The organism is Streptomyces sp. NPDC093586, assembly GCF_044764905.1.
Classification (GTDB): Bacteria; Actinomycetota; Actinomycetes; order Streptomycetales; family Streptomycetaceae; genus Streptomyces.
The window spans coordinates 72,625-96,956 of the sequence record NZ_JBIWJA010000014.1 but is presented as its reverse complement, the minus strand read 5'-3'; the positions used below and the strand labels follow the sequence as shown (position 1 = coordinate 96,956).

The following is a 24,332-nucleotide window of genomic DNA, read 5'->3' as shown; positions in this document are numbered from 1 at the left end:
CTCCCATCGAGGCGCGCGCATACGGTCTGCCGTCGCAGAGTTCACCGCTTCGAGCGACAGATATATGCATATCTTGGTGGATCGCCGCTCTTCACCAGGTGGTGATGGCACTCTGGCGGCGAAGCACCAGTCCGGGACCGTACTCGAACCATCCGCTCCGTGTCTGACTGCGGTCCCGCGGGAAAGGGACGACGTCGCCATGGCAGACCATCTGGAAGCATCCGTCACTCTGCCGAGCGAACCCGCCTCGGTGGCCGTCGCGCGCACCTATGCGGTGGGCACCCTGGCGGAGTGGGGTCTGCCCGCGGACGCGGAGGTGTCCGAGACCGTCCGGCTCATCGTCTCCGAGCTGGCCACCAACGCGGTCCAGCACACGCTCGGGCAGTCGCCGACCTTCACGGTGGACCTCGTGCTCGACTGTGACGAACGGCTGTGCATCGGCGTCACGGACAGCCACCCGCGCTTCCCCAAGCGCCTGCCCGCCGCCGTGCAGCAGGACAACGGCCGGGGCATGGTGATCATCCGCTGGCTGACGGCGGAGTGCGGCGGCAGGCTGAGGGTGCGGCCCACGCGCGAGGGAGGCAAGACCGTCTCCATCGAACTGCCCTGGACGGTACCGGGCCCGTCGGCGCCCGCCGAGCCGGTCACGGTCGTGGAGCGTCCCCGGAGCGAGGCCGTGGGGCACCGGAAGCCTCAGCGGTGAGGCGTGGACGGCACCCGGCGCGCGGCGGACGGCGTGCGCCGGGCCGTGCGGCCCCGCGCCGCCCTCTCCCGGGCCCCGGCGGCCGGTTCCGCCACCGAGCGCCGTTCGGCGGCGCGGCGTTCACCGCTCACGTGGGTCCGCCGGGCCAGGCGGGGAGCAGCGACCACGGGCCGGGGCGGGCCAGCAGGGTCGGCGCACCGGCGGCACCGAGCCGGTGAACGCGAGCCCCGGCACCTCCGTGCCGGCCGTGGCGAGTCGCGAGGACACCCGCACGATGCGTTCCCCGGCGCCCCGCTGGAAGAGCGAACGGTGCAGCGCGGCAGGGGCCGTGAACAGCGTCGCGGCGGACACCACGAACGGCAGCGTGGTGACGCGGACGGCGCGCTCCAGCGGCGTCCGCGTCGCGTGCGGTGCCGCGGCGGTGGCCGGCCACCGCCGCGACGGGTGACCGCCGGGAACCGTGTCACGCACCGCGAGCACACGTCCGGGACGGTGACGGCGCGACAGGACGCCGTCACCGCCCCGGCCGGGTCACTTCACCCGGCCGTACCAGACGTTGCTCGTCCAGATCTTCTGCAGCCGCACCACGTCCCCGGTCTTCGGGGCGTGCCAGATCTTGCCCTTCCCGGCGTAGATGCCGACGTGGTACACACTCCGGCCCGAGTGGAAGAACACGAGGTCTCCGGCCCGACGGCTCTTGGCGGAGATGTGCCGGGTCTTGTTGTACTGCTGCGCGGCGGTCCGCGGCAGCTTCTTGCCGGCCTTCTTGAACGAGTACAGCGTCAGCCCGGAGCAGTCGAACCGGTACGGTCCGGTGGCGCCCCATGCGTAGGGCGCGCCCCTCTTGGAAGCCGCGATCTTGAGAGCCTTCGTCGCATGGGTCGCCGCCGCGGCCTCACCGGCGGCACCGGGGACCACGAGGGAGCCGCCCACGGCGGCGATGGTGAGGGCCGAAGCCGTACCGGCACGGGCCATCAGTGACGGGACACGATTGAGCGCAGTCATGCGCAACCCTTCGTCAGCCGCCTGTGAAGGATGACCTGTCGGATTCGGGCTGGCGAAGTTGCCCGGCCGCACGAGTGCGGCTTCACCCCAAGGGCTGCTCGGCCCGGCGTCTCTCGCGAAGACGTCCGTTCCGGCGACCCGTCGTGCTCGGGTCCTCCACTCCTGCCGATCCACTCCTGTCGACCGGTCGTCCGGGCGGCGGCAGGACTCGGCGTCCGCCCGGACCGCCCCGCCGCTGCGGCGGGGGCTTGTCGTCAGTCACGGATCTTGTCTCATCAAAGTCGGAAAATCCCAACGGAACCGGGTTGTTGTGTGGTTACTCACCCCTCGGCCGTTCGGGTGGACATGTCGGCGTTCGATTCTCCGTCGACTGTCGTGGCGAGCCCGGGACCAGCGGCGGAATGACATATTCCGCCATCCGGGTGCGCGGAACGCGCAAGCTCGCAGGGCCGGAAACCGGTGGTGTTCCTACGCCGAAAGGGGGTACGTCATTTGGCCGGTTTTGACCCGGGGGTGGCGATGGGTGTGCCGGGCGCGGCTCTCGGCTGCCCGGAGGGGCCGCGATGTCCGGTGGTGTGCGTGCGCGCGGAAGTCCATCGGCCGACACCGGTAATCGGCCGGTCAAGCCGGTCATCAGTCAGTCAAAACCGTGTGACGTGACAGAAACACTCCAGCCGTACTCTGCACCCCGATCCACCTGCGGTTTCTTGAAATCCGACGGGGCGTTCAGGCCCCTATGTGTGTGTTACATCTAGAGCCGCCGCGGCGGACGCGGCAGCCGGATCGTCCGGACCCGGCGTGATGTCCTGTGAGGTGGTACGTGCAACTGACCCCGCACGAGCAGGAGAGACTGCTCATACACGTGGCCGCGGACGTGGCCGAGAAGCGTCGCGCACGAGGCGTGAAGCTCAACCACCCCGAGGTCGTCGCGCTGATCACCTCGCACATCCTCGAAGGCGCCCGCGACGGCCGTACGGTCGGCGAGCTCATGGCGTCCGGCCGCAAGCTGATCCAGCGTCACGAGGTCATGGAGGGCGTCCCCGAGATGATCCACGACGTGCAGGTCGAGGCCACCTTCCCCGACGGCACCAAGCTCGTCACCGTCCACGAACCGATCGTCTGACGGGAACGAACGACAACCATGATTCCCGGAGAGATCGTCTTCGCCGACGAGCCCGTCGCCTTCAACGAGGGCCGCGCGGGCATCCGCCTGACCGTGCTCAACACCGCCGACCGGCCCGTCCAGGTCGGCTCCCACTACCACTTCGCCGAGGCCAACCCCGGTCTCGACTTCGACCGCGCCGCGGCGCACGGCAGGCGGCTGAACATCGCCGCCGGCACCGCCGTCCGGTTCGAGCCCGGCATCCCGGCCGACGTGGAGCTGATCCCCCTCGCGGGCGCCCGCGTCGTCGTGGGACTGCGTGGCGCGACCGGAGGTGCCCTCGATGCCTGAACTCTCCCGCGCCGCCTACGCCGACCTGTTCGGCCCGACCACCGGCGACCGCATCCGTCTGGCCGACACCGACCTCTTCGTCGAGATCGAGGAGGACCGCTCGGGCGGTCCCGGCCGCTCCGGCGACGAGGCGGTCTTCGGCGGCGGCAAGGTGCTGCGCGAGTCCATGGGCCAGTCGCGCGCCACCCGCGCCGAGGGCGCCCCCGACACCGTGATCACCGGTGCCGTGATCATCGATCACTGGGGCGTCGTCAAGGCCGACATCGGCATCCGCGACGGCCGCATCACCGGCATCGGCAAGTCCGGCAACCCGGACACCATGGACGGCGTCCATCCGGAACTCGTCATCGGGCCCGAGACGGAGATCGTCGCGGGCAACGGCAGGATCGTCACCGCCGGCGGCATCGACACGCACGTCCACTTCATCGCGCCGGGCGTCGTCGACGAGGCCCTCGCCTCCGGCGTCACCACCCTCATCGGCGGCGGCACGGGCCCGGCCGAGGGCAGCAAGGCGACCACGGTCACCCCCGGTTCGTGGCACCTCGCGCGGATGTACGCGGCCCTGGAGTCGAGCCCCGTCAACGTCGGCTTCCTCGGCAAGGGCAGCACCATGTCCAAGGAGTCGATGCGCGACCAGCTGCGCGCCGGCATCCTCGGCTTCAAGATCCACGAGGACTGGGGCGCGACCCCCGCCGTGATCTCCGCCTGTCTGGACGTGTGCGAGGAGTCCGGCGTCCAGCTCGCCGTCCACACGGACACCCTGAACGAGGCCGGGTTCGTCGGCGACACCTTCGACGCGGTCGCGGGGCGCACCCTGCACGCCTTCCACGTCGAGGGCGCCGGCGGCGGCCACGCACCCGACATGATCACGGCGGTGTCGCTGCCGAACATGCTGCCCGCGTCCACCAACCCGACCCGGCCGCACACCGTCAACACCGTCGAGGAACACCTCGACATGCTGATGGTCTGCCACCACCTCAACCCCGCCGTCCCCGAGGACCTGGCCTTCGCCGAGTCGCGCATCCGGCCCAGCACCATCGCGGCCGAGGACATCCTGCACGACATGGGGGCCATCTCCATCATGTCGTCGGACTCCCAGGCCATGGGCCGCATCGGCGAGGTGATCCTGCGGACCTGGCAGACCGCGCACGTGATGAAGCGGCGCCGCGGCTTCCTGCCCGGTGACACCCGCGCCGACAACCGGCGCGCACGTCGCTATGTCGCCAAGTACACCATCAACCCCGCCGTCGCCCAGGGCATCGAGCACGAGGTCGGCTCCGTCGAGTCCGGCAAGCTCGCCGACCTGGTCCTGTGGGAGCCCGCGTTCTTCGGTGTGAAGCCGCAGGTCGTGCTCAAGGGCGGACAGATCGCCTACGCGCAGATGGGCGACGCCAACGCGTCCATCCCCACCCCGCAGCCCGTCCTGCCGCGCCCGATGTACGGCGCCCTCGGCAGGGCGCCGGCCATGAACTCGCTGAACTTCGTGGCCGAGGCGGCGATCGAGGACGGGCTGCCGGAACGTCTCGGCCTCGGGAAGGAGTTCGTCCCCATCCGCTCGACCCGCGGCCGCACCAAGGCCGACATGCGCGAGAACGACGCCCTGCCACGGGTCGAGGTCGCTGCGGACTCCTTCGCGGTGACCATCGACGGCGAGCTCGTCGAACCCGCTCCGGCCACCGAACTGCCGCTCGCTCAGCGGTACTTCCTGTTCTGAGCGCCATCATGAGCCGCGCAGCACTGCTCGTCCTGTCGGACGGCCGCTTCCCCGCCGGAGGGCACGCCCACTCCGGCGGGGCGGAAGCCGCCGTCAAGGCCGGACGCATCACCGACGCCGCGAGCCTGGAGGAGTTCTGCCGGGGGCGGCTGCACACGAACGGAGCCGTGACGGCGTCCCTCGCGGCGGCCGCGGCCCTCGGCGTCGACCCCGGGGAACTCGACCGGGCCGCGGACGCCCGCACGCCGTCACCCGCCCTGCGGGCGGTGGCGCGCAGGCTCGGCCGGCAGTTCATGCGGGCCGCCCGCGCCACCTGGCCGGACCCCGCACTGGAGGCGCTGGCCGGACGCTTCCCCAAGGGTGCCCACCAGCCCGTCGTCCTCGGGCTCACCGCCCGCGCGGCCGGGCTCGGACCACTCGATGCGGCGTACTGCTCCGCCTACGAGGGGGCGAGCGGACCGGCGACCGCGGTCGTCCGGCTGCTCGGCCTCGACCCGTTCGACGCCACCGCCGTCCTCGCACGGCTGGTGCCCGACATGGACCGCGTGGCCCAGGACGCCGTGGAGGCGGCGCACCTGGCCGTGAGCGAGGGGGTGGACGCGCTGCCGGCGCGGTCCGCGCCGTTGCTCGAGATCGGGGCGGAGGCGCATGCCGCCTGGCCGGTGCGGTTGTTCGCCTCGTAGCGGGTTCTCGCCCCCGCCGCCCCCTCCCTTTCCCGACCCCCAGGGGCTCTGCCCCTTCGACCCCGCCAGGGGGCTCCGCCCCCTGGGCCCCGTCGGCCTGAACGGCCTCGTCCTCAAGCGCCGGACGGGCTGATGCGGCCGACCCCGGCTTCACAGGAGTTGCCATGCACCTCGACCACCACCACGACGGTCCCGCCGCCGTGTCCGCCGACGCCCGCCGGCCCGACGGGAGCCGCCGCGCACTGCGCATCGGGCTCGGCGGGCCCGTAGGGTCCGGCAAGACCGCGACCGTCGCCGCGCTCTGCCGCGCCCTGCGCGAGGAACTCTCCCTCGCCGTCGTCACCAACGACATCTACACCCGCGAGGACGCCGAGTTCCTGCTCCGCGAGGCGGTGCTGCCGCCGGAGCGGATCAGCGCCGTCGAGACGGGCGCCTGCCCGCACACCGCGATCCGCGACGACATCTCCGCCAACCTGGAGGCCGTCGAGGACCTGGAGGACGAGGTCGGGCCGCTCGACCTGGTACTCGTGGAGTCCGGCGGCGACAACCTCACCGCCACCTTCTCCCGGGGACTCGTCGACGCCCAGATCTTCGTGATCGACGTGGCGGGCGGCGACGACATCCCGCGCAAGGGCGGCCCCGGTGTCTCCACCGCCGACCTGCTGGTCGTCAACAAGACGGACCTCGCCCCGTACGTCGGCTCCGACCTCGCGCGGATGGCCGCCGACGCCGAGGCGCAGCGCGGCGAACTGCCCGTGGTACTCCAGTCGCTCAGGAGCGAGGCAGGCGTGCGGGAGGTCGCCGACTGGGTGCGCGCCCGGCTCGCCGCGTGGACGGCGTGAGGGCGCCGGGCGGCGTCCGGGCGCGGGCGCGGATCCTCGCCCGTGGCGACGGACGCGGCGGCACCAGCCTGCCCGTCCTGGAGGGCGAGGGTCCCCTCGCGGTGCGGCGGACCCGGGGGAGCGGGGCCGAGGCCCGGGTGCTGCTGGTCGGCGCGATGAGCGGACCGCTCGGCGGCGACCACTTCACGGTGACCGCCGAGGCGGTGCGGGGCGCCCGGCTGCGGATCGGATCCGCCGCCGCCACCCTCGCACTGCCGGGTCAGGACAAGGCGGGCGCCCGCTACGACGTCCGGATCGGAGTGGCCGACGATGCCGAACTGCACTGGTTGCCCGAGCAGTTGATCTCCGCGCACGGCAGTGACCTGCACGTGACGACACATGTGGACCTCGCGCCCACGGCCCGGCTCGTGCTGCGCGAGGAGCAGGTGCTCGGGCGGTCCGGAGAGGAACCGGGGCGGCTCACCAGCCGACTCGCCGTACGGATCGCGGGCCGCTGCGTCCTCGACCAGGAACTGTCCTGCGGACCCGGCGCCCCGGGCGGCTGGGACGGCCCCGCCGGACTGGCCGGTCACCGTGCCGTCGGCCAGGCCGTCGTCGTCCGGCCGTCGTTCGCGAACGCGCCGCCGGCCGCCCGCCCGGTGGGGGAGGGGGCGGCCGTCATGCCGCTCGCCGGACCGGCCGTGCTGGTGACGGCCGTGGCACCGGACGCGTTGCGGCTGCGGCGGCTGCTGGACGAGGCCCTGGCCTGCCTGGACTGAGCTTCTCCGACCCTCGGACATATTTCTCCGTTTATCGGATTGGCAAAGAAGTGGTGCCGCCCCTGTTCTCAGGGAGCGCACAGCCGCGAGGATCCCCGTACTTGTCGACCCACGTACGGGGAGGGCCACTTGAGGAAGACCAGGCTGCACCGGAGAGCCGCGGCGATCGGCTCGGCCGGAGCACTCGTCACCGCCACGCTGATAGCCGGCGCCGTCGCGGCACCGGCGGCGAGCGCCACTCCGGACACCGGCCGGGGGCACGGGCAGGGCGGGGACCGGGAAGCCCGCGGTGCCGCCGTCGCCGCGGCCCGCGCCGCGAAGGCCGGCATCGACTGGCAGGACTGCCCCGCCGACTGGAACCTGCCGAAGCCCATCCAGTGCGGCTACGTCACCGTGCCGGTCGACTACGCCAAGCCGTACGGCAAGCAGATCAAGCTCGCCGTCGACCGCATCGGCAACACCGGCACGAAGTCCGAGCGCCAGGGCGCGCTCATCTACAACCCCGGCGGCCCCGGCGGCTCCGGCCTGCGCTTCCCGGCCCGCGTCACCAACAAGAGCGCGGTGTGGGCCAACACGGCCAAGGCCTACGACTTCGTGGGCTTCGACCCGCGCGGCGTCGGCAGGTCCGCGCCCATCTCCTGCGTCGACCCGCAGGAGTTCGTCAAGGCGCCCAAGCCGGACCCGGTACCCCGCTCCGAGGCCGACAAGCGCGCCCAGCGCAAGCTGGCCCGCGAGTACGCCGAGGGCTGCTTCGAGCGCAGCGGCGAGATGCTCCCGCACATGACCACGCCGAACACCGCGCGCGACCTGGACGTCATCCGCGCCGCCCTCGGCGAGAAGAAGCTCAACTACCTCGGCGTCTCCTACGGCACCTACCTCGGCGCGGTCTACGGCACCCTCTTCCCGGACCACGTGCGCCGGATGGTCGTCGACAGCGTCGTCAACCCGTCGCGCGAGAAGATCTGGTACGAGGCCAACCTGGATCAGGACGTCGCCTTCGAGGGCCGCTGGAAGGACTGGCAGGACTGGGTCGCCAAGAACGACGCGACCTACCACCTCGGCGACACCCGCGCCGAGGTCCAGGAGCAGTGGCTCAAGCTGCGCGCCACCGCCGAGAAGGCACCCCTCGGCGGCGTCGTCGGCCCGGCCGAGCTGATCTCCTTCTTCCAGAGCGCCCCGTACTACGACTCCGCATGGGCCCCCACGGCGGCGGTCTTCAGCAAGTACGTCGCCGGTGACACCCAGGCCCTCGTCGACGCCGCCGCCCCGGACCTGTCCGACACCGTGGGCAACGCCTCCGACGAGAACGGCAACGCCGTCTACACCGCCGTCGAGTGCGCGGACGCCAAGTGGCCCACCGACTGGCGCACCTGGGACCGGGACAACACCCGGCTGCACCGCGACCACCCGTTCATGACCTGGGCCAACGCCTGGATGAACCTGCCGTGCGCCACCTGGCCCGTCAAGCAGCAGACCCCGCTGAACGTGAAGACCGGCAAGGGACTCCCGCCCGTGCTGATCGTCCAGTCCGAGCGTGACGCGGCCACCCCGTACGAGGGCGCCGTCGAACTGCACCAGCGGTTCAAGGGTTCCCGCCTGATCACCGAGCGGGACGCCGGCTCCCACGGCGTCACCGGTCTGGTCAACCCGTGCGTCAACCAGCGGGTGGACGCCTACCTGCTCACCGGCGAGCTGGACGCCCGGGACGTGACCTGCGCCCCGCACGCCACGCCCAAGCCGTAACCGCAGCGGACGCAGTCGAGGGGGCGGCCGGTCCTACCGGCCGCCCCCTCCGCGCGTCCTCAGGCGGGGCGCGCCGCCAGCCAGGCGTCCTCCGCCGCGTAGGCGAAGAGGTCGCCGTAGTTCCGCGCCATCTTCGGGAACGCCTCCCGCCAGTCCCGCCCCGCGAGCCGCTCCCCGAGCCAGGCCACCGTGTCGGGCAGGGTCTCGGCGTACCGGACCACCGGGCGATAGCCCAACTCCCGCTCCGCGGCGGCCATGTCGCACACCACCGGCGCCGGAACCGACCACGGGGTGTCCCCGACCCCCTCCATCGGCGGCGGGCCGTCCACCAGCACGTCCTCGGCCTCCACCCCCATCACCGCGTCGATCGCCGCCGCGATCTCCGCCACCGTCGGCGCGTCCGGATCGACGGCGTTGAGCACGCGGGCCCCCGGGCGCGCGGCGGCCAGCCGGATCAGCTCCGCGACGGTGTGCACGCTCACCGGGTGGAAACGGCTCGCACCGCCGTACGCGAGGACGCGCCGGCGCCTGCCGTCGAGGTTGCGCTTGACGAAGTACAGCTCGCGCGGGGTCCGGCAGTGCGGCCCGTGGACCGCGCCCGCGCGCAGCAGCGTGGCCGGCAACCGGTCTCCCGCGGCCAGCAGTTCACGCTCCAGCGCCGTCTTGCGGGTGGGGTACGAGGTGTCACCCGGCCGGACCGTGCGCTGGCCCTCGGTGAGCGGCACCGGGTACTCGGGGAAGCCGTCGGGCTCGTCCTGCGTGTCGAAGTTCCGGCCCTTCGCGTCCTCGTAGACCGACACGCTGGAGATCACCACCGCCGAGCCGACCCGCCCGGCGAGCGACACCAGCTGCCGCGCGTGCCCCTGGCCGAAGGCCACCATGTCCACCAGGACGTCGCAGCCGTCACCGACCGCGGCGGACAGCGCCGCGTCGTCCTCCCGGTCGGCGCGCACCGCCCGCACGTCCCCGGGCCAGTTGGCGTCGCGGCCGCCGCCGCGCGAGACGGCCGTCACCTCCCAGCCGTCGCGGGCCAGCGCCCCCACGGCCACCCGCCCGATCTGTCCCGTCGCCCCGATCACCACAGCTCGTGTCATACGGGGACCGTAGGCGCGCACGCGTCCGCCGGGCCACGCCTTCTGCCGAGGGCAGACGACGGTCGCCTAACGATGCGGCAGCCGGGGGAGCCTGCGGCCCTTCGCCGCCCGCTGCGCCTCCTCGGCCTTGACGTCGGCCGCGTACCGGTCGACGTACTCCTGCTCGGACAGCGACAGGATCGCGTACATGATCTCGTCGGTCACGGCACGCAGTACGGCCTTCTCCCGCTCCATGCCCGCATAGCGGGAGAAGGCCAGCGGCTCGCCGAACCGGATCACCACGGGGTGCACCTTCGGGATCTTCCGGCCGGGCGGCTGGGCCTCGAAGGTGCCGATCATCGCGCACGGCACGACCGGCACCCCGGCCCTGAGCGCCATCACCGCGACGCCGACCTTGCCCTTGTACAGCCGGCCGTCGTGCGAGCGCGTGCCCTCCGGGTAGATGCCGAGCAACTCGCCCCGGCCCAGCACACCGAGCCCTTCGCGGATCGCGGCCTGCCCCGCCTCCTTGCCGGAGCGGTCCACCGGGATCTGTCCGGCGCTGCGGAAGAAGAACGCGGTCAGCCGTCCCTTGAGGCCGGGCCCGGTGAAGTACTCGGCCTTGGCGAGGAAGGTGATGCGGCGCCGGAGCACGGCGGGCATCAGGAAGTGGTCGGAGAACGACAGGTGGTTGCCGGCGACGATGGCCGCGCCCGAGTCGGGCACATGGTCCAGCCCCTCGATCCGGGGGCGGAAGACCAGCCTCAGCAGCGGGCCGAGCAGTACGTACTTGAGCACGTAGTAGAACATGGTTCGCCCTCTCACCCGGATTGTTGCTGCCCCCATGCTGGGCCACCTGACGGTCCCTCACCAGACGCTCCGGACAAGGTGGTGCGAGGCGGGCTCGGAACGCACCCGGAAACACCCGAAATGTGCGGGTCTTGTGCCCTGTTGAGCCGTCGCGACCGAGCAGCCTTTCCCTGAGAAAGTTCAGTCTTTGTCCTTGACGTGTCGAAAGTGGGCGCTCTAGCGTCCAACCGACTCACTCCGCACGGGTTTTCACGTGTTCCACCTGCAGCGGCCGACCGGGGACGACGAGCCCCTCCGGTGCTGTGCGGCCGTCGACCAGCTCAAAGGAGTTCTGAGTGCGCAACAGACGGATCGTCACCCTGATGGCAGCGGCGGCGCTGGCCGGGACCACCGGGCTCCTGACCGTCCCCGCGGTCCAAGCCGCCCCGTCGGATCCGGCACCGCCGGCCGCGTCGGCCTTCCAGAAGGTCACCCTCAACGACCGTCCGGGCGAGCCCATGGCCCTCGCCGTCCTCCCCGACCGGCGGGTGCTGCACACCGCGCGCACGGGCGAGGTGCGGATCAACGACCCGAAGAGCGGGGTGAACTTCCTCGCCGCCGACATGAAGAAGAGTCCCGCCGGCCTCTACCAGCACGACGAGGAAGGCGTCCAGGGCATCGCGATCGACCCCGACTTCAGCAAGAACAAGTGGGTCTACCTCTACTACTCGCCCCGTCTGAACACCCCCATGGACGATCCGGCCACGCCGGGCGTCAACGAGGGCGACGCGCCGGAGTACGGCACGGCCGCGGACTTCGCCAAGTACAAGGGCGTCACACGGCTGTCGCGCTTCAAGCTCGAGGGCAACAAGCTGAACTTCGCCACCGAGCAGAAGATCCTCGACGTCCCGGCCGACCGCGGCATCTGCTGCCACGTCGGCGGCAAGATCGACTTCGACGGCAAGGGCAACCTCTTCCTGTCGACCGGCGACGACTCCAACCCGTTCGCCTCCGACGGCTACGCCCCGCTCGACGACCGCCCCGACCGCAACCCGGCCTACGACGCGCGGCGCACCGCGGGCAACACCGACGACCTGCGCGGCAAGATCCTGCGCATCAAGGTCAAGAAGGACGGCCGGTACACGATCCCGGGCGGCAACCTCTTCAGGCCCGGCACGCCGAAGACCCGTCCCGAGATCTACGCCATGGGTCTGCGCAACCCGTTCCGGTTCACCGTGGACGACAGGACCGGCGAGATATACGTCGGCGACTACTCACCCGACGCCAACAAGGCCGACCCCGGTCGCGGTCCCGCCGGCCACGGCCGCTGGACGGTCATCGACCGCCCCGCCAACTACGGCTGGCCGTTCTGCGTGACCCGGGACATGCCGTACCAGGACTACGACTTCGCCACCAAGAAGTCGAGCGGCGCGTTCGACTGCGCCAAGCCGGTCAACGACTCGCGCCACAACACCGGCCTGAGCAAGCTGCCGCCGGTCACGGACGCGGCGATCGTCTACGGCTACGGGGCCTCCGAGAAGTTCCCCGAGCTCGGCACGGGCGGCATCGCCCCCATGGGCGGCCCGGCGTACCGCTACGACAAGCGGAACAAGGCCGAGAACCGCTGGCCCCAGTACTTCGACGGCAAGCCGCTCTTCTACGAGTGGACCCGCGACCAGATGCTCGCCCTCACCCTGGACCGGAAGAACCAGGTCACCAAGATCGAGAACGCGCTCTCCTCGATCACCACGGACGGCCCCATCGACGCCGAGTTCGGCCCGGACGGCGCGCTGTACGTCCTCGAGTACGGCACCGGGTACTTCGCGGAGCTGCCCGAGGCCCAGCTGTCCCGCATCGACTTCACGCGGGGCAACCGCACCCCGGAGCCCAAGGCCGCCGCGGACGTGGTGAACGGGACCAACCCGCTGACGGTCCAGTTCTCCAGCGCCGGCACGAAGGACGCCGACGGTGACGCCCTCAGCTACGCCTGGGACTTCGACGCCGACGGCACCGTGGACTCCAGGGAGGCCAACCCGAAGCACACGTTCACGAAGAACGCCGTCTTCGACGCCACGCTGAAGGTCACCGACAGCACCGGCCGCTCGGCCGCCGCCTCGGTCCCGGTCGTCGTCGGCAACAAGGCGCCGGTCGTCTCCCTGACGACCGACCCCGCGCCGCACGGCGGCACGCCCTTCCACTGGGGCGACACGGTCACCTGGAAGGTCACCGTCACCGACGACCAGCCGGTGGACTGCTCGAAGGTCAGCGTCTCGTTCATCCTGGGCCACGACACGCACGGCCACCCGCTCTCCACGAGCACCGGCTGCTCCGGATCGTTCAAGACGTTCGTGGACGGCGGTCACGCCGGCGCGGACAACCTGAAGGCGGTCTTCAACGCCAGCTACAAGGACACCCCGCCGGAGGGCCTGCCGTCCCTCTCGGGCAGCGCCGAGGTCGCGCTGACACCGGCCGACTGACCGCGGACGCAGACACCGGAGCGTAGACACGGAGGCGGGGCGCCACCCCTGGGGTGGCGCCCCGCCTGCGTCGACCGGCCGCTCAGAACTTCGGCGCAGGCGCCTGCGCCTCCACGATCTCGGCCGCCTCCTCCTCGGTCTGCACCGAGGGCGGGGACCCGGCGAGCGGCTTCCGGGCCGTCTCCTTCATGCAGGCCACCGCGACGACACCGACCAGGGCCGCGGCCATCGAGTAGTAGGCGGGCATCATGTCGGAGCCGGTCGCGCTGATCAGGGCGGTGATGACCAGTGGCGTGGTCCCGCCGAACAGCGACGCCGACAGGTTGTAGCCGACGGACAGGGAGCCGTACCGGACGTTGGTGGGGAACATCGCCGGGAGCGCCGCCGACATCGTGCCCAGCAGACAGACCAGGGACAGGCCGAGCATCAGCATGCCGCCCGAGACGGCGAGCAGACCGCCGTCCCGCACCAGCACGAAGGCCGGGGCGGACAGGACGAAGAACCCGACCATGCCGGTCATCAGCACCGGCTTGCGGCCGAAGCGGTCGGAGAGCCGGCCCACCTGGTTGATGATCAGCATCAGCAGCACCATCGTGGCCACCAGGATCAGCAGACCGTGGCTCTCGCTGTAGTCCAGCTCGTCCGACAGGTACGTCGGCATGTACGACAGCAGCATGTAGTCGGTGATGTTGTACGCGCCGACCAGCGCGATGCACAGCACCAGCGCCCGCCAGTGCGTGCGGAAGATCTTGGCGAGGTCGCCCCGCGCCGTGGTCTCCACGGCGTTCGCCGCCTCGGAGACGTGGACGTTGGCGTCCTCCAGCTTCAGGAACGCCGGCGTGTCGTCCAGCCTCAGCCGCAGATAGATACCGACGATGCCGAGCGGCGCCGCGATCAGGAACGGGATGCGCCAGCCCCACGCGTCCATGGTGTCGCTGCCGAGCCACGCCGTGAGCGCGGTGACGAGGCCCGCGGCACCGGTGTATCCGGCCAGCGTGCCCAGCTCCAGGAAGCTGCCGAAGTAGCCGCGCCGCTTGTCGGGCGCGTACTCGGCGATGAAGGTGGACGCGCCGCCGTACTCGCCGCCGGTGGAGAAGCCCTGGAGCAGACGGAAGAGGATCAGCAGCAGCGGTGACCAGAAGCCGATCGCGTCGTAGCTGGGGATGAGCCCGATGGCGGCGGTGCCGATCGCCATGAGGATCATCGTCAGCGCGAGCACCTTCTTGCGGCCGATCTTGTCACCCATCGGGCCGAAGACCATGCCGCCGAGCGGGCGCACCAGGAACGCCACCGCGAAGGTGGCGAACGAGGACAGCAGCTGCGCGGTGTCGCTCCCGGACGGGAAGAACACCCGGCCGATGGTGCCCGCCAGATAGGCGTAGATGCCGAAGTCGAACCACTCCATGGCATTGCCGAGCGAGGCCGCCTTCACGGCTCTCCTGACCGCGGCCTCGTCCGTGACGGTGATGTCCGACCGGCGCAGCCGGGGGTTCTGCCGACGCCTGATGGCCCGGAACAGCGCCGGGTGGCGGCGGAGCGCCGCGGCGTCGGGTTCTGGGCCGTTCTCGTTGGAGGACGTGGCGGCCTGCCTTTCCACGCGCAGACACTCCGGGGACGGAGCGCTGCTCGGTCGTACATTTCTCAGGTCGTACCGTTCCCCCGATCATGCTGGGTATGGGCGTGACGTCGGTCATGCGGTTGCGCCGATGAGGTGAGCGGCCGCGCCGGGTACCCTTCGCCCATGCGGATCTCCGTCTCCTCCGACATGGACGAACCCGTGGCCGCCCTCCTCGTCGAGGAGCTGCGCGGACGCGGCCACGAGGTGCTCACGCACGGCGCGCTGCGCCCCGGGGAGGACCCGCGGTGGGCGGTGTGCTCGGAGCGGGCCGCGCGCGACGTCGCCGACGGCACGGCCGACCAGGCCGTGGTGTGCTGCTGGACCGGCACGGGAGCCTCGATCGCGGCGAACAAGGTCCCTGGCGTACGGGCGGCCCTGTGCACCGACGCGTACACGGCCGACGGGGCACGCCGCTGGAACGACGCCAACGCCCTCGCCCTCAGCCTGCGCCTCACCTCCCCGCCGCTGCTGCGGGAGATCCTCGACGCCTGGTTCGCGGCCCGGCCCAGCGAGGACGCCGAGGACCGCGGCAACGTCACCCACGTGGAGCGGCTCGACCGGGGCCGGGCCGCTCCCTGACACCGGGGCTCAGGAGGTCAGGACCTTCTCCAGCGTCCCGAGCGCACCCTCCAGCTCCGCGGCGGTCACGGTCAGCGGCGGCGCCAGACGGATCGTGGACCCGTGGGTGTCCTTGACCAGGATGCCCTCCCGCATCAGCCGCTCACTGACCTCACGGCCGGTGCCGAGAGCCGGGTCCACGTCGACACCCGCCCACAGGCCCCGCGCCCGGAAGCCGACGACGCCCCTGCCGACCAGCGCCTCCAGGCCCTTGCGCAGCACCACGCCCAGCTCGGCGGCCCGACGCTGGAACTCGCCGGTCTCCAGCAGCTCCACCACCGCCGTGCCGACCGCGGCGGCCAGCGGATTGCCGCCGAAGGTCGAACCGTGCTCACCCGGGTGCAGCACACCGAGCACCTCGCGCCGGCCCACCACCGCCGACACCGGCACGATGCCGCCGCCCAGCGCCTTGCCCAGCAGCACCAGGTCCGGGACGACCGACTCGTGCTCGACCGCGAGGGTGTACCCGGTACGGCCCAGGCCCGACTGGATCTCGTCCGCGACGAACAGACAGCCCGCCCGCCGGGTCAGCTCCCGCACCCCCGCCAGATAGCCGTCGTCCGGGATGTTGACCCCGGCCTCGCCCTGGATCGGCTCGATCAGCACGGCCGCCGTCGTCTCGTCGACGGCCGCCTCCAGCGCCGCCAGGTCGTTGTACGGCACGATCCGGAAGCCGGGGGTGAAGGGACCGAAACCGCTCCGGGCCGTCTCGTCCGTCGAGAAGCTCACGATCGTCGTCGTACGCCCGTGGAAGTTGTCCGCCGCCACCACGATCGTCGCCCGGTCGGCCGGGACGCCCTTCACGTCGTACGCCCACTTGCGGGCCACCTTGATGCCGCTCTCCACCGCCTCCGCGCCGGTGTTCATCGGCAGCACCATGTCCGTGCCGGTCAGCGCGGCCAGCTTCTCGGCGAAGGACGCGAGCCGGTCGTTGTGGAAGGCGCGCGAGGTCAGCGTCAGCCGGTCCAGCTGGCGGTGCGCGGCATCGACCAGCGCCGGGTGGCGATGGCCGAAGTTGAGCGCCGAGTAACCGGCCAGCATGTCCAGATAGCGGCGGCCCTCCACGTCCTCGACCCAGGCACCCTCCGCCCGGGCCACCACCACGGGCAGCGGATGGTAGTTGTGGGCGAGGACGGGCTCCTCCGCGCGGATGAGCTCCGCCGAGTCGCGGGTACGGGCGGGTGCGGTCATGAACGGGCCTCCCGGATCTCCTGGGTGCAGCACTTGATGCCGCCACCGGCCTTGTGGAACTCGGACAGGTCGACGGGGACGGGGACGTAACCGAGCCCCTCGAGCCGGGCGGCGAGCTCCCGGGCCCCGGGCGAGACGAACACGTGCCGTCCGTCGGACACGGAGTTGAGCCCGAACGCCATGGCGTCCTCCCGGCCGGCGATCACCGCGTCCGGGTAGAGCCGTTCCAGCACCTCACGGCTGCCGGGCGAGAAGGCCTCCGGGTAGTAGACGATGTTCCCGTCACCTCCCTCGTGACCGTCGTCGAGGACGAACAGGGCCGTGTCCAGATGGTAGAAGTACGGGTCCACCAGCGTCAGCGACACCACGGGCCGGCCGAAGTACTCCTGCACCTCGCGGTGCGCCTCGGGGGTGGTGCGGAAACCGGTGCCGGCCAGGATCCAGCGGCCCACCGGCACGAGGTCGCCCTCGCCCTCGCAGACCGCCTCGGGCAGGTGGACGTCGAAGCCCGCGCCCTTGAACCACGTCTCGTAGGGCACGGACTCGGGGCGGCGCTCCGGCGCGTGGAACAGCGAGCCGAAGACCCGGCCGTCCACGACGAGCGCCGCGTTGGCGGCGAAGACCATGTCGGGCAGCCCGGGGACCGGCGCCACGGTGTCCACGGTGTGCCCGTGGCGGCGGTAGGTGTCGATCAGCGTGCGCCACTGGGTGAGGGCACGGCCCACGTGGACGGGTGCCCCGGAGCGCATCCACGGGTTGATCGCGTACTGCACGGCGAAGTGTCTGGGTTCGCAGACGAGGAAGCGCCGCCGGCGCGGCACACGGGAGTCGGTCACAGAGGGGTGCCTCCGTTTCCTCACGGATGGTGACTGAGGGATGACTCCACGGTATGGAGCGACCGGACGGGCGACAAGCGACGAGGCCTGCGTGTGGGCGCACGATCGCTGCGTTCTGGGCCAGGTCAGCGCACGTCTGCTGCGTCCTCGGGCGCCGGGTGGTTCGCCCCGGCCTCCGGACTGTCCGGCAGCAGGTGCGACAGCACCATCACACTGATCGTCTTCCGGATGAACGGCTCCGCCCGGATCCGCTCCAGCACCTCCTCGAAGTGCTCCACGTCCCGCGCCCGCACGTGCAGCAGCGCGTCCGCCCCGCCGGTCACCGTCATCGCCGCCGTGATCTCCGGATAGCCCCGCACCACCTGGGCCAGCCGCCTCGGCGGGGCCGCCCCCTCGCAGTACACCTCCACGTACGCCTCGGTGCGCCAGCCCAGCGCGGACGGTCGCACCGTCGCCGTGAACCCGGTGATCACACCGGTCTCGCGCAGCCGGTCCACCCGGCGCTTGACCGCCGTCGCGGACAGCCCGACCCCCGCGCCGATCTCCGCGAAGGACGTCCTGGCGTTCGCCATCAGGGCGGTGACGATCTTCCGGTCGAGCTCGTCGAAGGACGAGGGCCTGCTGCTCATGCCCGCACTGTAGCCAGCCGCCGCCCCGCCGCCCCGGCCCGGCGTCGAGTGCGCGCACCGGGCCCGTGTCCAGGCGCGCGGATACCACCTACACTCCACGTTCATGCTGCGCGCCCTCGCCGTCGACGACGAACGCCCCTCGCTGGAGGAACTGCTCTATCTGCTGGGCGCCGACCCACGGATCGGCAGCGTGGAGGGCGCGGGGGACGCCACCGAGGCGCTGCGCCGCATCAACCGGGCCCTGGAGTCCGGCCCGCACGGCCCCGAGGCCGTCGACGTCGTCTTCCTCGACATCCAGATGCCCGGCCTCGACGGACTGGACCTCGCCCGGCTGCTGACCGGCTTCGCCCGGCCGCCGCTGGTCGTGTTCGTCACCGCGCACGAGGACTTCGCCGTCCAGGCCTTCGACCTCGAGGCCGTCGACTACGTCCTCAAGCCCGTCCGCAGGGAACGGCTGGCCGAGGCGGTCCGCCGCGTCGTCGAACAGCGCGGCACCGCCACCGCCCCCCGCATCCCCGTGCACGAACCGGACCCCGACCACATCCCCGTCGAACTCGGCGGCGTCACCCGCTTCGTGGCCGTCGACGACATCACCCACGTCGAGGCCCGGGGCGACTACGCCCGCCTGCACACCGACAAGGGCAGCCACCTCGTCCGCATCCCCCTGTCCACCCTGGAGGAGCGCTGGCGCGCCCGCGGCTTCGTCCGCATCCACCGCCGCCACCTGGTCGCCCTGCGCCACATCGGTGAACTCCGCCTGGATGCGGGCACGGTGAGCGTCCTGGTCGGCGCCGAGGAACTCCAGGTCAGCCGGCGCCACGCCCGCGAACTGCGGGACCTGCTCATGCGGAGGCCGTGAGACGTGCCCCAGGACCCCACCGAACGCCGCGTCACCGTCACCGGCCCGCCCCGGCACACCCGTCGCCGTGCCTCGGGCCACTACCGCCCGCGCACCGAGATCGACGAGCAGACCACCCTCGGCCACACCTACGTCCGCTCCCTGATGCGCAGCCAGCTGCGGGCCGGCCTCGCCGCCTTCGCCGTGCTCGGGCTGCTCGTCGGCCCGCTGCCGCTGCTGTTCGCGGTGATGTCCGACGCCCGCCGCCTCGAATGGGCCGTCCTCGGCTTCGGCCTGTACGCCCCGCTCGTCCTGCTCGCCCGCTGGTACGTGCGCCGCGCCGAACGCAACGAACGCGACTTCGTCCGCCTCGTCGAGGACCGGTGAGAAGAGGTGCGACGACGAGAGGCGCGACGCCGAGAAGAGCGACGCCGAGAAGAGCGCGGTCGGGAAGAGCGCGGTCGGGAAGAACGGCGTCGAGAAGAACGGTGACGCACCGATGAACCCGAACTACGCGATACCCGCCGTCGCCCTCGTCGCCGTCGCCACCGTCCTCGTCGGCGCGTTCGGCCTGCGCGTCTCCCGCACCACCTCCGACTTCTACGTCGCCTCCCGCACCGTCGGCCCCCGCCTCAACGCCGCCGCCATCAGCGGCGAGTACCTCTCCGCGGCGTCCTTCCTCGGCATCGCCGGCCTGGTCCTCGTCCAGGGCCCCGACATGCTCTGGTACCCCGTCGGCTACACAGCCGGATACCTGGTCCTGCTGCTGTTCGTCGCCGCCCCGCTGCGCCGCTCCGGCGCCTACACCCTGCCCGACTTCGCCGAGGCCCGGCTCGCCTCCCAGGCGGTACGGCGACTGGCGGGCGCCTTCGTCGTCGGCGTCGGCTGGCTCTACCTGCTGCCCCAGCTGCAAGGCGCCGGGCTGACGCTGACCGTGCTGACCGGCGCGCCCGACTGGCTCGGCGGTGTCGTCGTCGCCGTCGTCGTCATCGCCATCGTCGCCGCCGGCGGCATGCGCAGCATCACCTTCGTCCAGGCCTTCCAGTACTGGCTGAAGCTCACCGCGCTCCTGGTCCCCGCGCTCTTCCTGGTCCTGGCCTGGCAGGGCGACGGCGCGCCCGGCCGTGCCTTCGAGGAACCGGCCGCCTTCCGCGAGCAGCGGTCCGTCAGGGTCGGCGACACCCTCGAGCTCAGGCTCGACCGGCCGCTCACCGTCACCGTCGACGGCACCGTGGACGGCCGCGCCCTCGAAGGCATCCGGACCCGGCTCCCCGCCGGCACCCACAGCATCGGGGCCGGCACCCGCCTCACCTTCGCCGAGGGCAGCCCCGTCCCGGCCGCCGGACGCGGCGCCGACGACGCCCTGTCGCCCTCGCGGGCCGAGAGCCGCACGGAACGCCCGCTGTACGCGACGTACGGACTGATCCTCGCCACCTTCCTCGGCACCATGGGCCTGCCGCACGTCGTGGTCCGCTTCTACACCAGCCCGCACGGCGTCGCCGCCCGCCGCACCACCGTCGCCGTCCTCGGCCTGATCGGCGCCTTCTACCTGCTGCCGCCCGTCTACGGCGCCCTCGGCCGCCTCTACGCCCCCGAGCTGACCCTCACCGGCGACGCCGACGCCGCCGTCCTGCTGCTGCCGGACCGGGTGATCGGGGGAGTGGGCGGCGACCTGCTCGGCGCCCTGGTCGCGGGCGGTGCCTTCGCCGCGTTCCTGTCCACGGCGTCCGGACTGACCATGGCCGTCGCGGGCGTCCTCACCCAGGACGTGCTGCCGTCCCGGGGGGTGCCGCACTTCCGGCTCGGCACCGTCCTCGCGATGGCCGTCCCGCTGGCGGCGAGCGCCCTGGTCGGCGGGCTGCCGGTCGCCGACGCTGTCGGCCTCGCCTTCGCCGTGTCCGCCTCCTCGTTCTGCCCGCTGCTCGTCCTCGGCATCTGGTGGCGGCGGCTGACCCCGCCCGGCGCGGCGGCCGGGATGCTGGTGGGCGGCGGCTCCGCGCTGCTCGCCGTCGCCGCGACCATGGGCGGCTTCCCGGGCGGCGGCGGTGCCCTGCACGCGCTGCTGGCCTGGCCCGCCCTGTGGTCGGTGCCGCTGGGCTTCCTCACCATGGTGCTGGTCTCCCTGGCCACCCCGGGCCGGGTGCCGGCCGGGACGGCGGCGGTCCTGGCCCGCTTCCACCTGCCGGAGGAACTGGGCACCGGGGAACGGCGCACCGAGGAACGGCTCGCGGACGGACCGCGCAAGGAGGCGACACCGTGAGCGGCTTCCTGGCGGGCCTGGTGGTCGCCGTGCTGCCCCTGCTGGCCGCGGGCTTCTGGCTGGGACGGCGCACCGCCCGGCCCCAGCACCTCGGCGGGCTCGGCACCCCGGTCGAGCACGCCACCTTCCAGACCCTGCACACCGCCTCCCTCGCCACCCCGCCGCTGCGCGCCGGCCTGACCGAGGAGACCGCCCGCAAGTCGGCCCGCAAGCTGCGCTCCCTGCTCGGCACCGACGCCCTGTGCCTGACCGACCACAAGGAAGTCCTGGTCTGGGACGGCGTGGGCGCCCACCACCGCGCCGAGGTCATGGAACGCCTCACCGGCCCGCTGGAGACCGGCCGCGGCGAGGCCTTCGCCCTCACCTGCGACACTCCCGACTGCGCGGTGCGCTGGGCGGTCGTCGCCCCGCTCACCGTCGACGACCGGGTGCACGGCGCCCTCGTCGCCTGCGCACCCCGCGAGTCCGCCGTCCTGGTCCGGGCGGCGGGGGAGGTGGCCCGCTGGGTGTCGGTCCAGCTGGAGCTGGCCGACCTCGACCGGTCCCGCACCCGGCTCATCGAGGCCGAGATCAAGGCGCTGCGGGCCCAGATCTCCCCGCACTTCGTCTTCAACTCGCTCGCGGTCATCGCGTCCTTCGTGCGCACCGACCCCGAGCGCGCCCGCGAGCTGCTGCTGGAGTTCGCCGACTTCACCCGCTACTCGTTCCGCCGGCACGGCGACTTCACCACCCTCGCCGACGAGCTGCACGCCATCGACCACTACCTGGCGCTCGTGCGGGCCCGCTTCGGCGACCGCCTCTCCGTCACCCTCCAGGTCGCCCCCGAGGTGCTGCCGGTCGCCCTGCCCTTCCTCTGCCTCCAGCCCCTCGTCGAGAACGCCGTCAAGCACGGCCTGGAGGGCAAGTCCGTGTCCTCGGGCACGTGCCACATCCGGATCACCGCGCAGGACGCGGGCGCCGAGGCCCTGGTCGTCATCGAGGACGACGGCGCCGGGATGGACCCCGCCCTGCTGCGCCGCATCCTCGCGGGCGAGGTCAGCCCGTCGGGCGGCATCGGCCTGTCCAACGTCGACGACCGGCTCCGCCAGGTCTACGGCGACGACCACGGCCTCGTCATCGAGACCGCCGTCGGCGCCGGCATGAAGATCACCGCCCGGCTGCCCAAGTACCAGCCGGGCGTCCACTCGGCCGGACGGCTCGGCCGGGAATGACGGCGAGCGGCGCGGCTCAGGTGCTGCGCGTCGCGACCATCCCGAGGGTGATCAGACCCAGGACGACCCAGCCGAACCACAGCCAGCCGTTGCTGCCGAGCGCCACCGTGTAGGCCGTCACCGCGACCAGGCCGCCGATGGTGAGCGCCCCCATCGTCTTCGTGGAACTGTCCGTGGAACCGGGCATCGCGACACCCTCCTCATGGTCCGTTGCCCTCCATGGTGCCCCCGTTCCGCCGCCGTACGGTGCATACGGCCAGATGCGCACCGGATTTCCAGGCACCGGCGGAGGTCCGGGAGCCGGCCTCGTACAGGGAGGGGTCGAATCCGTAGTCGCGCGGCGGCACGTCCCGCGCGCACGCCCTGTCCGCCACGGAGGGGGCCTCGGCGAGCGCGACGCCGGCGGCCAGCCGCGTGAAGCCGAGCACCTGCTCGTCGTACGGGCCCGCGCACGACACCAGCCGTACCTCCCGCACGGAGCGCACGTCCAGACAGTCCCGCCGCTGCATGGTCGCGGTGTCGGCGAACACCGACCCCGGCTCGCGATGCCGGCCCAGCGGCCCGTACACCGGCCCGTACGCGCCCAGCACCAGGCAGGCGGCGCGCCGCCCGGCGGTCTCGAAACCGCCCTCGGCCGGCACCACCGCGACGCTGCGCACGCCGGCCAGCCGCTCCCGGATCTCCTGCGTCCGCTGCTCGCACCGCGCGGGCCCCAGCTCGCGGGCCTCCTCGGCGGAGGACACGGGCACGAACGCCATCACCTGCCCGTCGGGTGCCGTGCCCCGGCAGACCCTGTCGACGGTGAGACGGGGCGTTCCGGTGAAGCGGGCGCCTCCCGGCCAGTCGGCACGGACGCAGTCCCCGTCCTCCAGCGGCGCGACGAGCCCCACGGCGTCGCCGTACGGCGTCCCCGTCCCGTCGGCCGCGCGGTCGGCCAGGGCGTACCAGACGCCGCCGAGGGCCAGCGTCGCTCCGAGGGCCCCGGCGAGGGCGGCACGCAGGGGCAGGGAGAGCGGGCGCCGACGCCGGTGGGCCGCGGGGGCGCGCCGGTCGGCGGACGTGACGGGAGCGGTCACGGGCGGGGGCACCGCGGCCCAGGGCGGCTGCGATGCCGGATCGGAGCCCGGCCGGAGGTCCGTCTCGGTCTGCGGCGTGACGATCCACGCCAGTTCCGCCTCCGCCTCGGCGGCGGTGGTCCGCCGCACCGGATCGAGGGCGAGGAGTCCCTCCAGCAGGGGCCGCAGCGCACCGGCCCGCACGGGCGGACGCGGCGTCCGCGGGTCCTGGTCGAAGGGATCGCGGCCCTCGACGCCGTAGTACAGCGTGCGGCCCAGCGAGAACAGCCCGTCGTCGTCCTCCGGGCCGCCGCAGCGGTGGCCCGCCAGCAGGACCCGCCCGTACGGCGCACCGGTGCGGTCGGGCGCGAGCAGGAGGTCCCCCGGTGTCACGCCCCGGTACGGCTCCCCCCGCTCGTGCCCGGCGGCGAGCACGGCCAGCCCGACCCCGGCGCACTCGGCCGGGGCCAGCGGGCCGTGCCGGGCCACCAGCTCCCGCAGGCCGACCGCGCCCGGGACGTACTCCACGACGGCCCAGGGCCGGCCCTCGTGCTCCACCACGTCGTGCACGGTCACCGTGTGCGGACAGCCGTGCGGCCGCGGTGTGACGTGGGCCCCGGCGCGGACGGCCTCGAGCACGACCTCGCGGGCCCGCTCCCGGTCGCGGGCGAGCCACACCCGGCCCGGCCCGCCGTCACCGAGCGGGCGCAGCAGCAGATAGCGGCCGGCGACGACGCGGCCCGCTCCGGACCGTGGTGGTTCCGACGACGCATGACGTGACATACCGCTCCCCCCGGGCGGTTCCCCCGACGGGCGTCATGCTACTGAACCCGGGC

24 protein-coding genes and 1 riboswitch are annotated in these 24,332 nt (G+C 72.6%); of the genes, 14 read left to right on the top strand and 10 right to left on the bottom strand.

The features are described from left to right. The first annotated feature begins 199 nt into the window (after positions 1–199). Positions 200–703 carry an ATP-binding protein gene (locus ACIRFH_RS17095; protein WP_403521273.1) on the top strand — a complete coding sequence of 168 codons (504 nt, stop codon included), beginning with the start codon at positions 200–202 and terminating at the stop codon, positions 701–703. 120 nt (positions 704–823) lie between these two features. On the opposite strand, the gene ACIRFH_RS17090 is transcribed toward ACIRFH_RS17095, so the two are convergent. Together ACIRFH_RS17090 and ACIRFH_RS17085 are read right to left on the bottom strand one after the other, a co-directional pair. Further along, entirely contained in the window at positions 824–1,174 is a 351-nt protein-coding gene (locus ACIRFH_RS17090; protein ID WP_403521271.1) for a DUF6328 family protein, read from the bottom strand. A gap of 60 nt (positions 1,175–1,234) precedes the next feature. After that, entirely contained in the window at positions 1,235–1,708 is a 474-nt protein-coding gene (locus ACIRFH_RS17085; RefSeq protein ID WP_403521269.1) for a C40 family peptidase, read from the bottom strand. Between the two features lie 3 nt (positions 1,709–1,711). Beyond that, positions 1,712–1,932: riboswitch (cyclic di-AMP (ydaO/yuaA leader) on the bottom strand. A gap of 596 nt (positions 1,933–2,528) precedes the next feature. On the opposite strand from ACIRFH_RS17085, the gene ACIRFH_RS17080 reads away from it, so the two are divergent. From ACIRFH_RS17080 to ACIRFH_RS17050, 7 genes are all read left to right on the top strand, one after another. Then, positions 2,529–2,831 (top strand): urease subunit gamma, encoded by a 303-nt coding sequence (locus ACIRFH_RS17080; protein WP_403521267.1) that lies wholly within the window; start codon positions 2,529–2,531, stop codon positions 2,829–2,831. 18 nt (positions 2,832–2,849) lie between these two features. Continuing rightward, positions 2,850–3,161, top strand: coding sequence for an urease subunit beta (locus tag ACIRFH_RS17075; protein ID WP_403521265.1), 312 nt, complete (start codon positions 2,850–2,852; stop codon positions 3,159–3,161). Beyond that, positions 3,154–4,875 carry an urease subunit alpha gene (locus ACIRFH_RS17070; protein ID WP_403521263.1) on the top strand — a complete coding sequence of 574 codons (1,722 nt, stop codon included), beginning with the start codon at positions 3,154–3,156 and terminating at the stop codon, positions 4,873–4,875. The genes ACIRFH_RS17075 and ACIRFH_RS17070 overlap by 8 nt, the downstream gene beginning before the upstream one ends. An 8-nt stretch (positions 4,876–4,883) precedes the next feature. Continuing rightward, the gene (locus tag ACIRFH_RS17065; protein WP_403521261.1) at positions 4,884–5,558 is read left to right on the top strand and encodes an urease accessory protein UreF; all 675 of its coding nucleotides are present in this window, start codon (positions 4,884–4,886) and stop codon (positions 5,556–5,558) included. 164 nt (positions 5,559–5,722) lie between these two features. Beyond that, entirely contained in the window at positions 5,723–6,400 is a 678-nt protein-coding gene (ureG, locus tag ACIRFH_RS17060; RefSeq protein ID WP_403521259.1) for an urease accessory protein UreG, read from the top strand. Further along, positions 6,388–7,158 (top strand): urease accessory protein UreD, encoded by a 771-nt coding sequence (locus ACIRFH_RS17055; protein ID WP_403521257.1) that lies wholly within the window; start codon positions 6,388–6,390, stop codon positions 7,156–7,158. The genes ureG and ACIRFH_RS17055 overlap by 13 nt, the downstream gene beginning before the upstream one ends. 129 nt (positions 7,159–7,287) lie before the next feature. Further along, a complete protein-coding gene (locus ACIRFH_RS17050; protein ID WP_403521256.1) occupies positions 7,288–8,901 on the top strand; it encodes an alpha/beta hydrolase in 1,614 nt (537 codons plus the stop codon). A 59-nt stretch (positions 8,902–8,960) separates the two neighbouring features. On the opposite strand, the gene ACIRFH_RS17045 is transcribed toward ACIRFH_RS17050, so the two are convergent. Together ACIRFH_RS17045 and ACIRFH_RS17040 are read right to left on the bottom strand one after the other, a co-directional pair. After that, on the bottom strand, positions 8,961–9,995 hold the full coding sequence (locus ACIRFH_RS17045; protein ID WP_403521254.1) for an NAD-dependent epimerase/dehydratase family protein: 1,035 nt from the start codon (positions 9,993–9,995) through the stop codon (positions 8,961–8,963). Between the two features lie 66 nt (positions 9,996–10,061). Then, entirely contained in the window at positions 10,062–10,784 is a 723-nt protein-coding gene (locus tag ACIRFH_RS17040) for a lysophospholipid acyltransferase family protein (protein WP_403521252.1), read from the bottom strand. A 335-nt stretch (positions 10,785–11,119) separates the two neighbouring features. On the opposite strand from ACIRFH_RS17040, the gene ACIRFH_RS17035 reads away from it, so the two are divergent. Then, positions 11,120–13,240: a PQQ-dependent sugar dehydrogenase gene (locus ACIRFH_RS17035; RefSeq protein ID WP_403521250.1), complete on the top strand. Its 2,121-nt coding sequence runs from the start codon at positions 11,120–11,122 to the stop codon at positions 13,238–13,240. 82 nt (positions 13,241–13,322) lie between these two features. Here ACIRFH_RS17035 and proP read toward each other — a convergent pair whose 3' ends face one another. Further along, entirely contained in the window at positions 13,323–14,837 is a 1,515-nt protein-coding gene (gene proP, locus ACIRFH_RS17030) for a glycine betaine/L-proline transporter ProP (protein WP_403521248.1), read from the bottom strand. Positions 14,838–14,981: 144 nt separating this feature from the next. Between proP and ACIRFH_RS17025 the strand changes: the two genes are divergently transcribed. After that, a complete protein-coding gene (locus ACIRFH_RS17025) occupies positions 14,982–15,437 on the top strand; it encodes an RpiB/LacA/LacB family sugar-phosphate isomerase (protein WP_403521246.1) in 456 nt (151 codons plus the stop codon). A 9-nt stretch (positions 15,438–15,446) separates the two neighbouring features. On the opposite strand, the gene rocD is transcribed toward ACIRFH_RS17025, so the two are convergent. The 3 genes from rocD to ACIRFH_RS17010 all read right to left on the bottom strand — a co-directional run bounded on the left by rocD (position 15,447) and on the right by ACIRFH_RS17010 (position 18,132). Next, positions 15,447–16,667 (bottom strand): ornithine--oxo-acid transaminase, encoded by a 1,221-nt coding sequence (rocD, locus tag ACIRFH_RS17020; RefSeq protein ID WP_403521244.1) that lies wholly within the window; start codon positions 16,665–16,667, stop codon positions 15,447–15,449. Continuing rightward, positions 16,664–17,503 (bottom strand): dimethylargininase, encoded by an 840-nt coding sequence (ddaH, locus tag ACIRFH_RS17015; protein WP_403521242.1) that lies wholly within the window; start codon positions 17,501–17,503, stop codon positions 16,664–16,666. The genes rocD and ddaH overlap by 4 nt, the downstream gene beginning before the upstream one ends. A gap of 125 nt (positions 17,504–17,628) precedes the next feature. After that, positions 17,629–18,132: an Lrp/AsnC family transcriptional regulator gene (locus ACIRFH_RS17010; protein WP_403521240.1), complete on the bottom strand. Its 504-nt coding sequence runs from the start codon at positions 18,130–18,132 to the stop codon at positions 17,629–17,631. A gap of 103 nt (positions 18,133–18,235) precedes the next feature. Between ACIRFH_RS17010 and ACIRFH_RS17005 the strand changes: the two genes are divergently transcribed. The 4 genes from ACIRFH_RS17005 to ACIRFH_RS16990 all read left to right on the top strand — a co-directional run bounded on the left by ACIRFH_RS17005 (position 18,236) and on the right by ACIRFH_RS16990 (position 22,441). Next, a complete protein-coding gene (locus ACIRFH_RS17005) occupies positions 18,236–18,991 on the top strand; it encodes a LytR/AlgR family response regulator transcription factor (protein WP_403521238.1) in 756 nt (251 codons plus the stop codon). 3 nt (positions 18,992–18,994) lie between these two features. Then, positions 18,995–19,357: a hypothetical protein gene (locus tag ACIRFH_RS17000; protein WP_403521236.1), complete on the top strand. Its 363-nt coding sequence runs from the start codon at positions 18,995–18,997 to the stop codon at positions 19,355–19,357. 112 nt (positions 19,358–19,469) lie between these two features. Beyond that, entirely contained in the window at positions 19,470–21,230 is a 1,761-nt protein-coding gene (locus ACIRFH_RS16995; protein WP_403521234.1) for a cation acetate symporter, read from the top strand. Continuing rightward, positions 21,227–22,441: a sensor histidine kinase gene (locus ACIRFH_RS16990; RefSeq protein ID WP_403521232.1), complete on the top strand. Its 1,215-nt coding sequence runs from the start codon at positions 21,227–21,229 to the stop codon at positions 22,439–22,441. Before ACIRFH_RS16995 ends, ACIRFH_RS16990 begins: the two co-directional genes overlap by 4 nt. A gap of 16 nt (positions 22,442–22,457) precedes the next feature. Here ACIRFH_RS16990 and ACIRFH_RS16985 read toward each other — a convergent pair whose 3' ends face one another. Further along, positions 22,458–22,628: a hypothetical protein gene (locus ACIRFH_RS16985; RefSeq protein WP_189869884.1), complete on the bottom strand. Its 171-nt coding sequence runs from the start codon at positions 22,626–22,628 to the stop codon at positions 22,458–22,460. A gap of 13 nt (positions 22,629–22,641) precedes the next feature. After that, positions 22,642–24,279, bottom strand: a complete 1,638-nt coding sequence (locus tag ACIRFH_RS16980) for a septum formation family protein (RefSeq protein WP_403521230.1) — start codon at positions 24,277–24,279, stop codon at positions 22,642–22,644. Positions 24,280–24,332 lie beyond the last annotated feature (53 nt).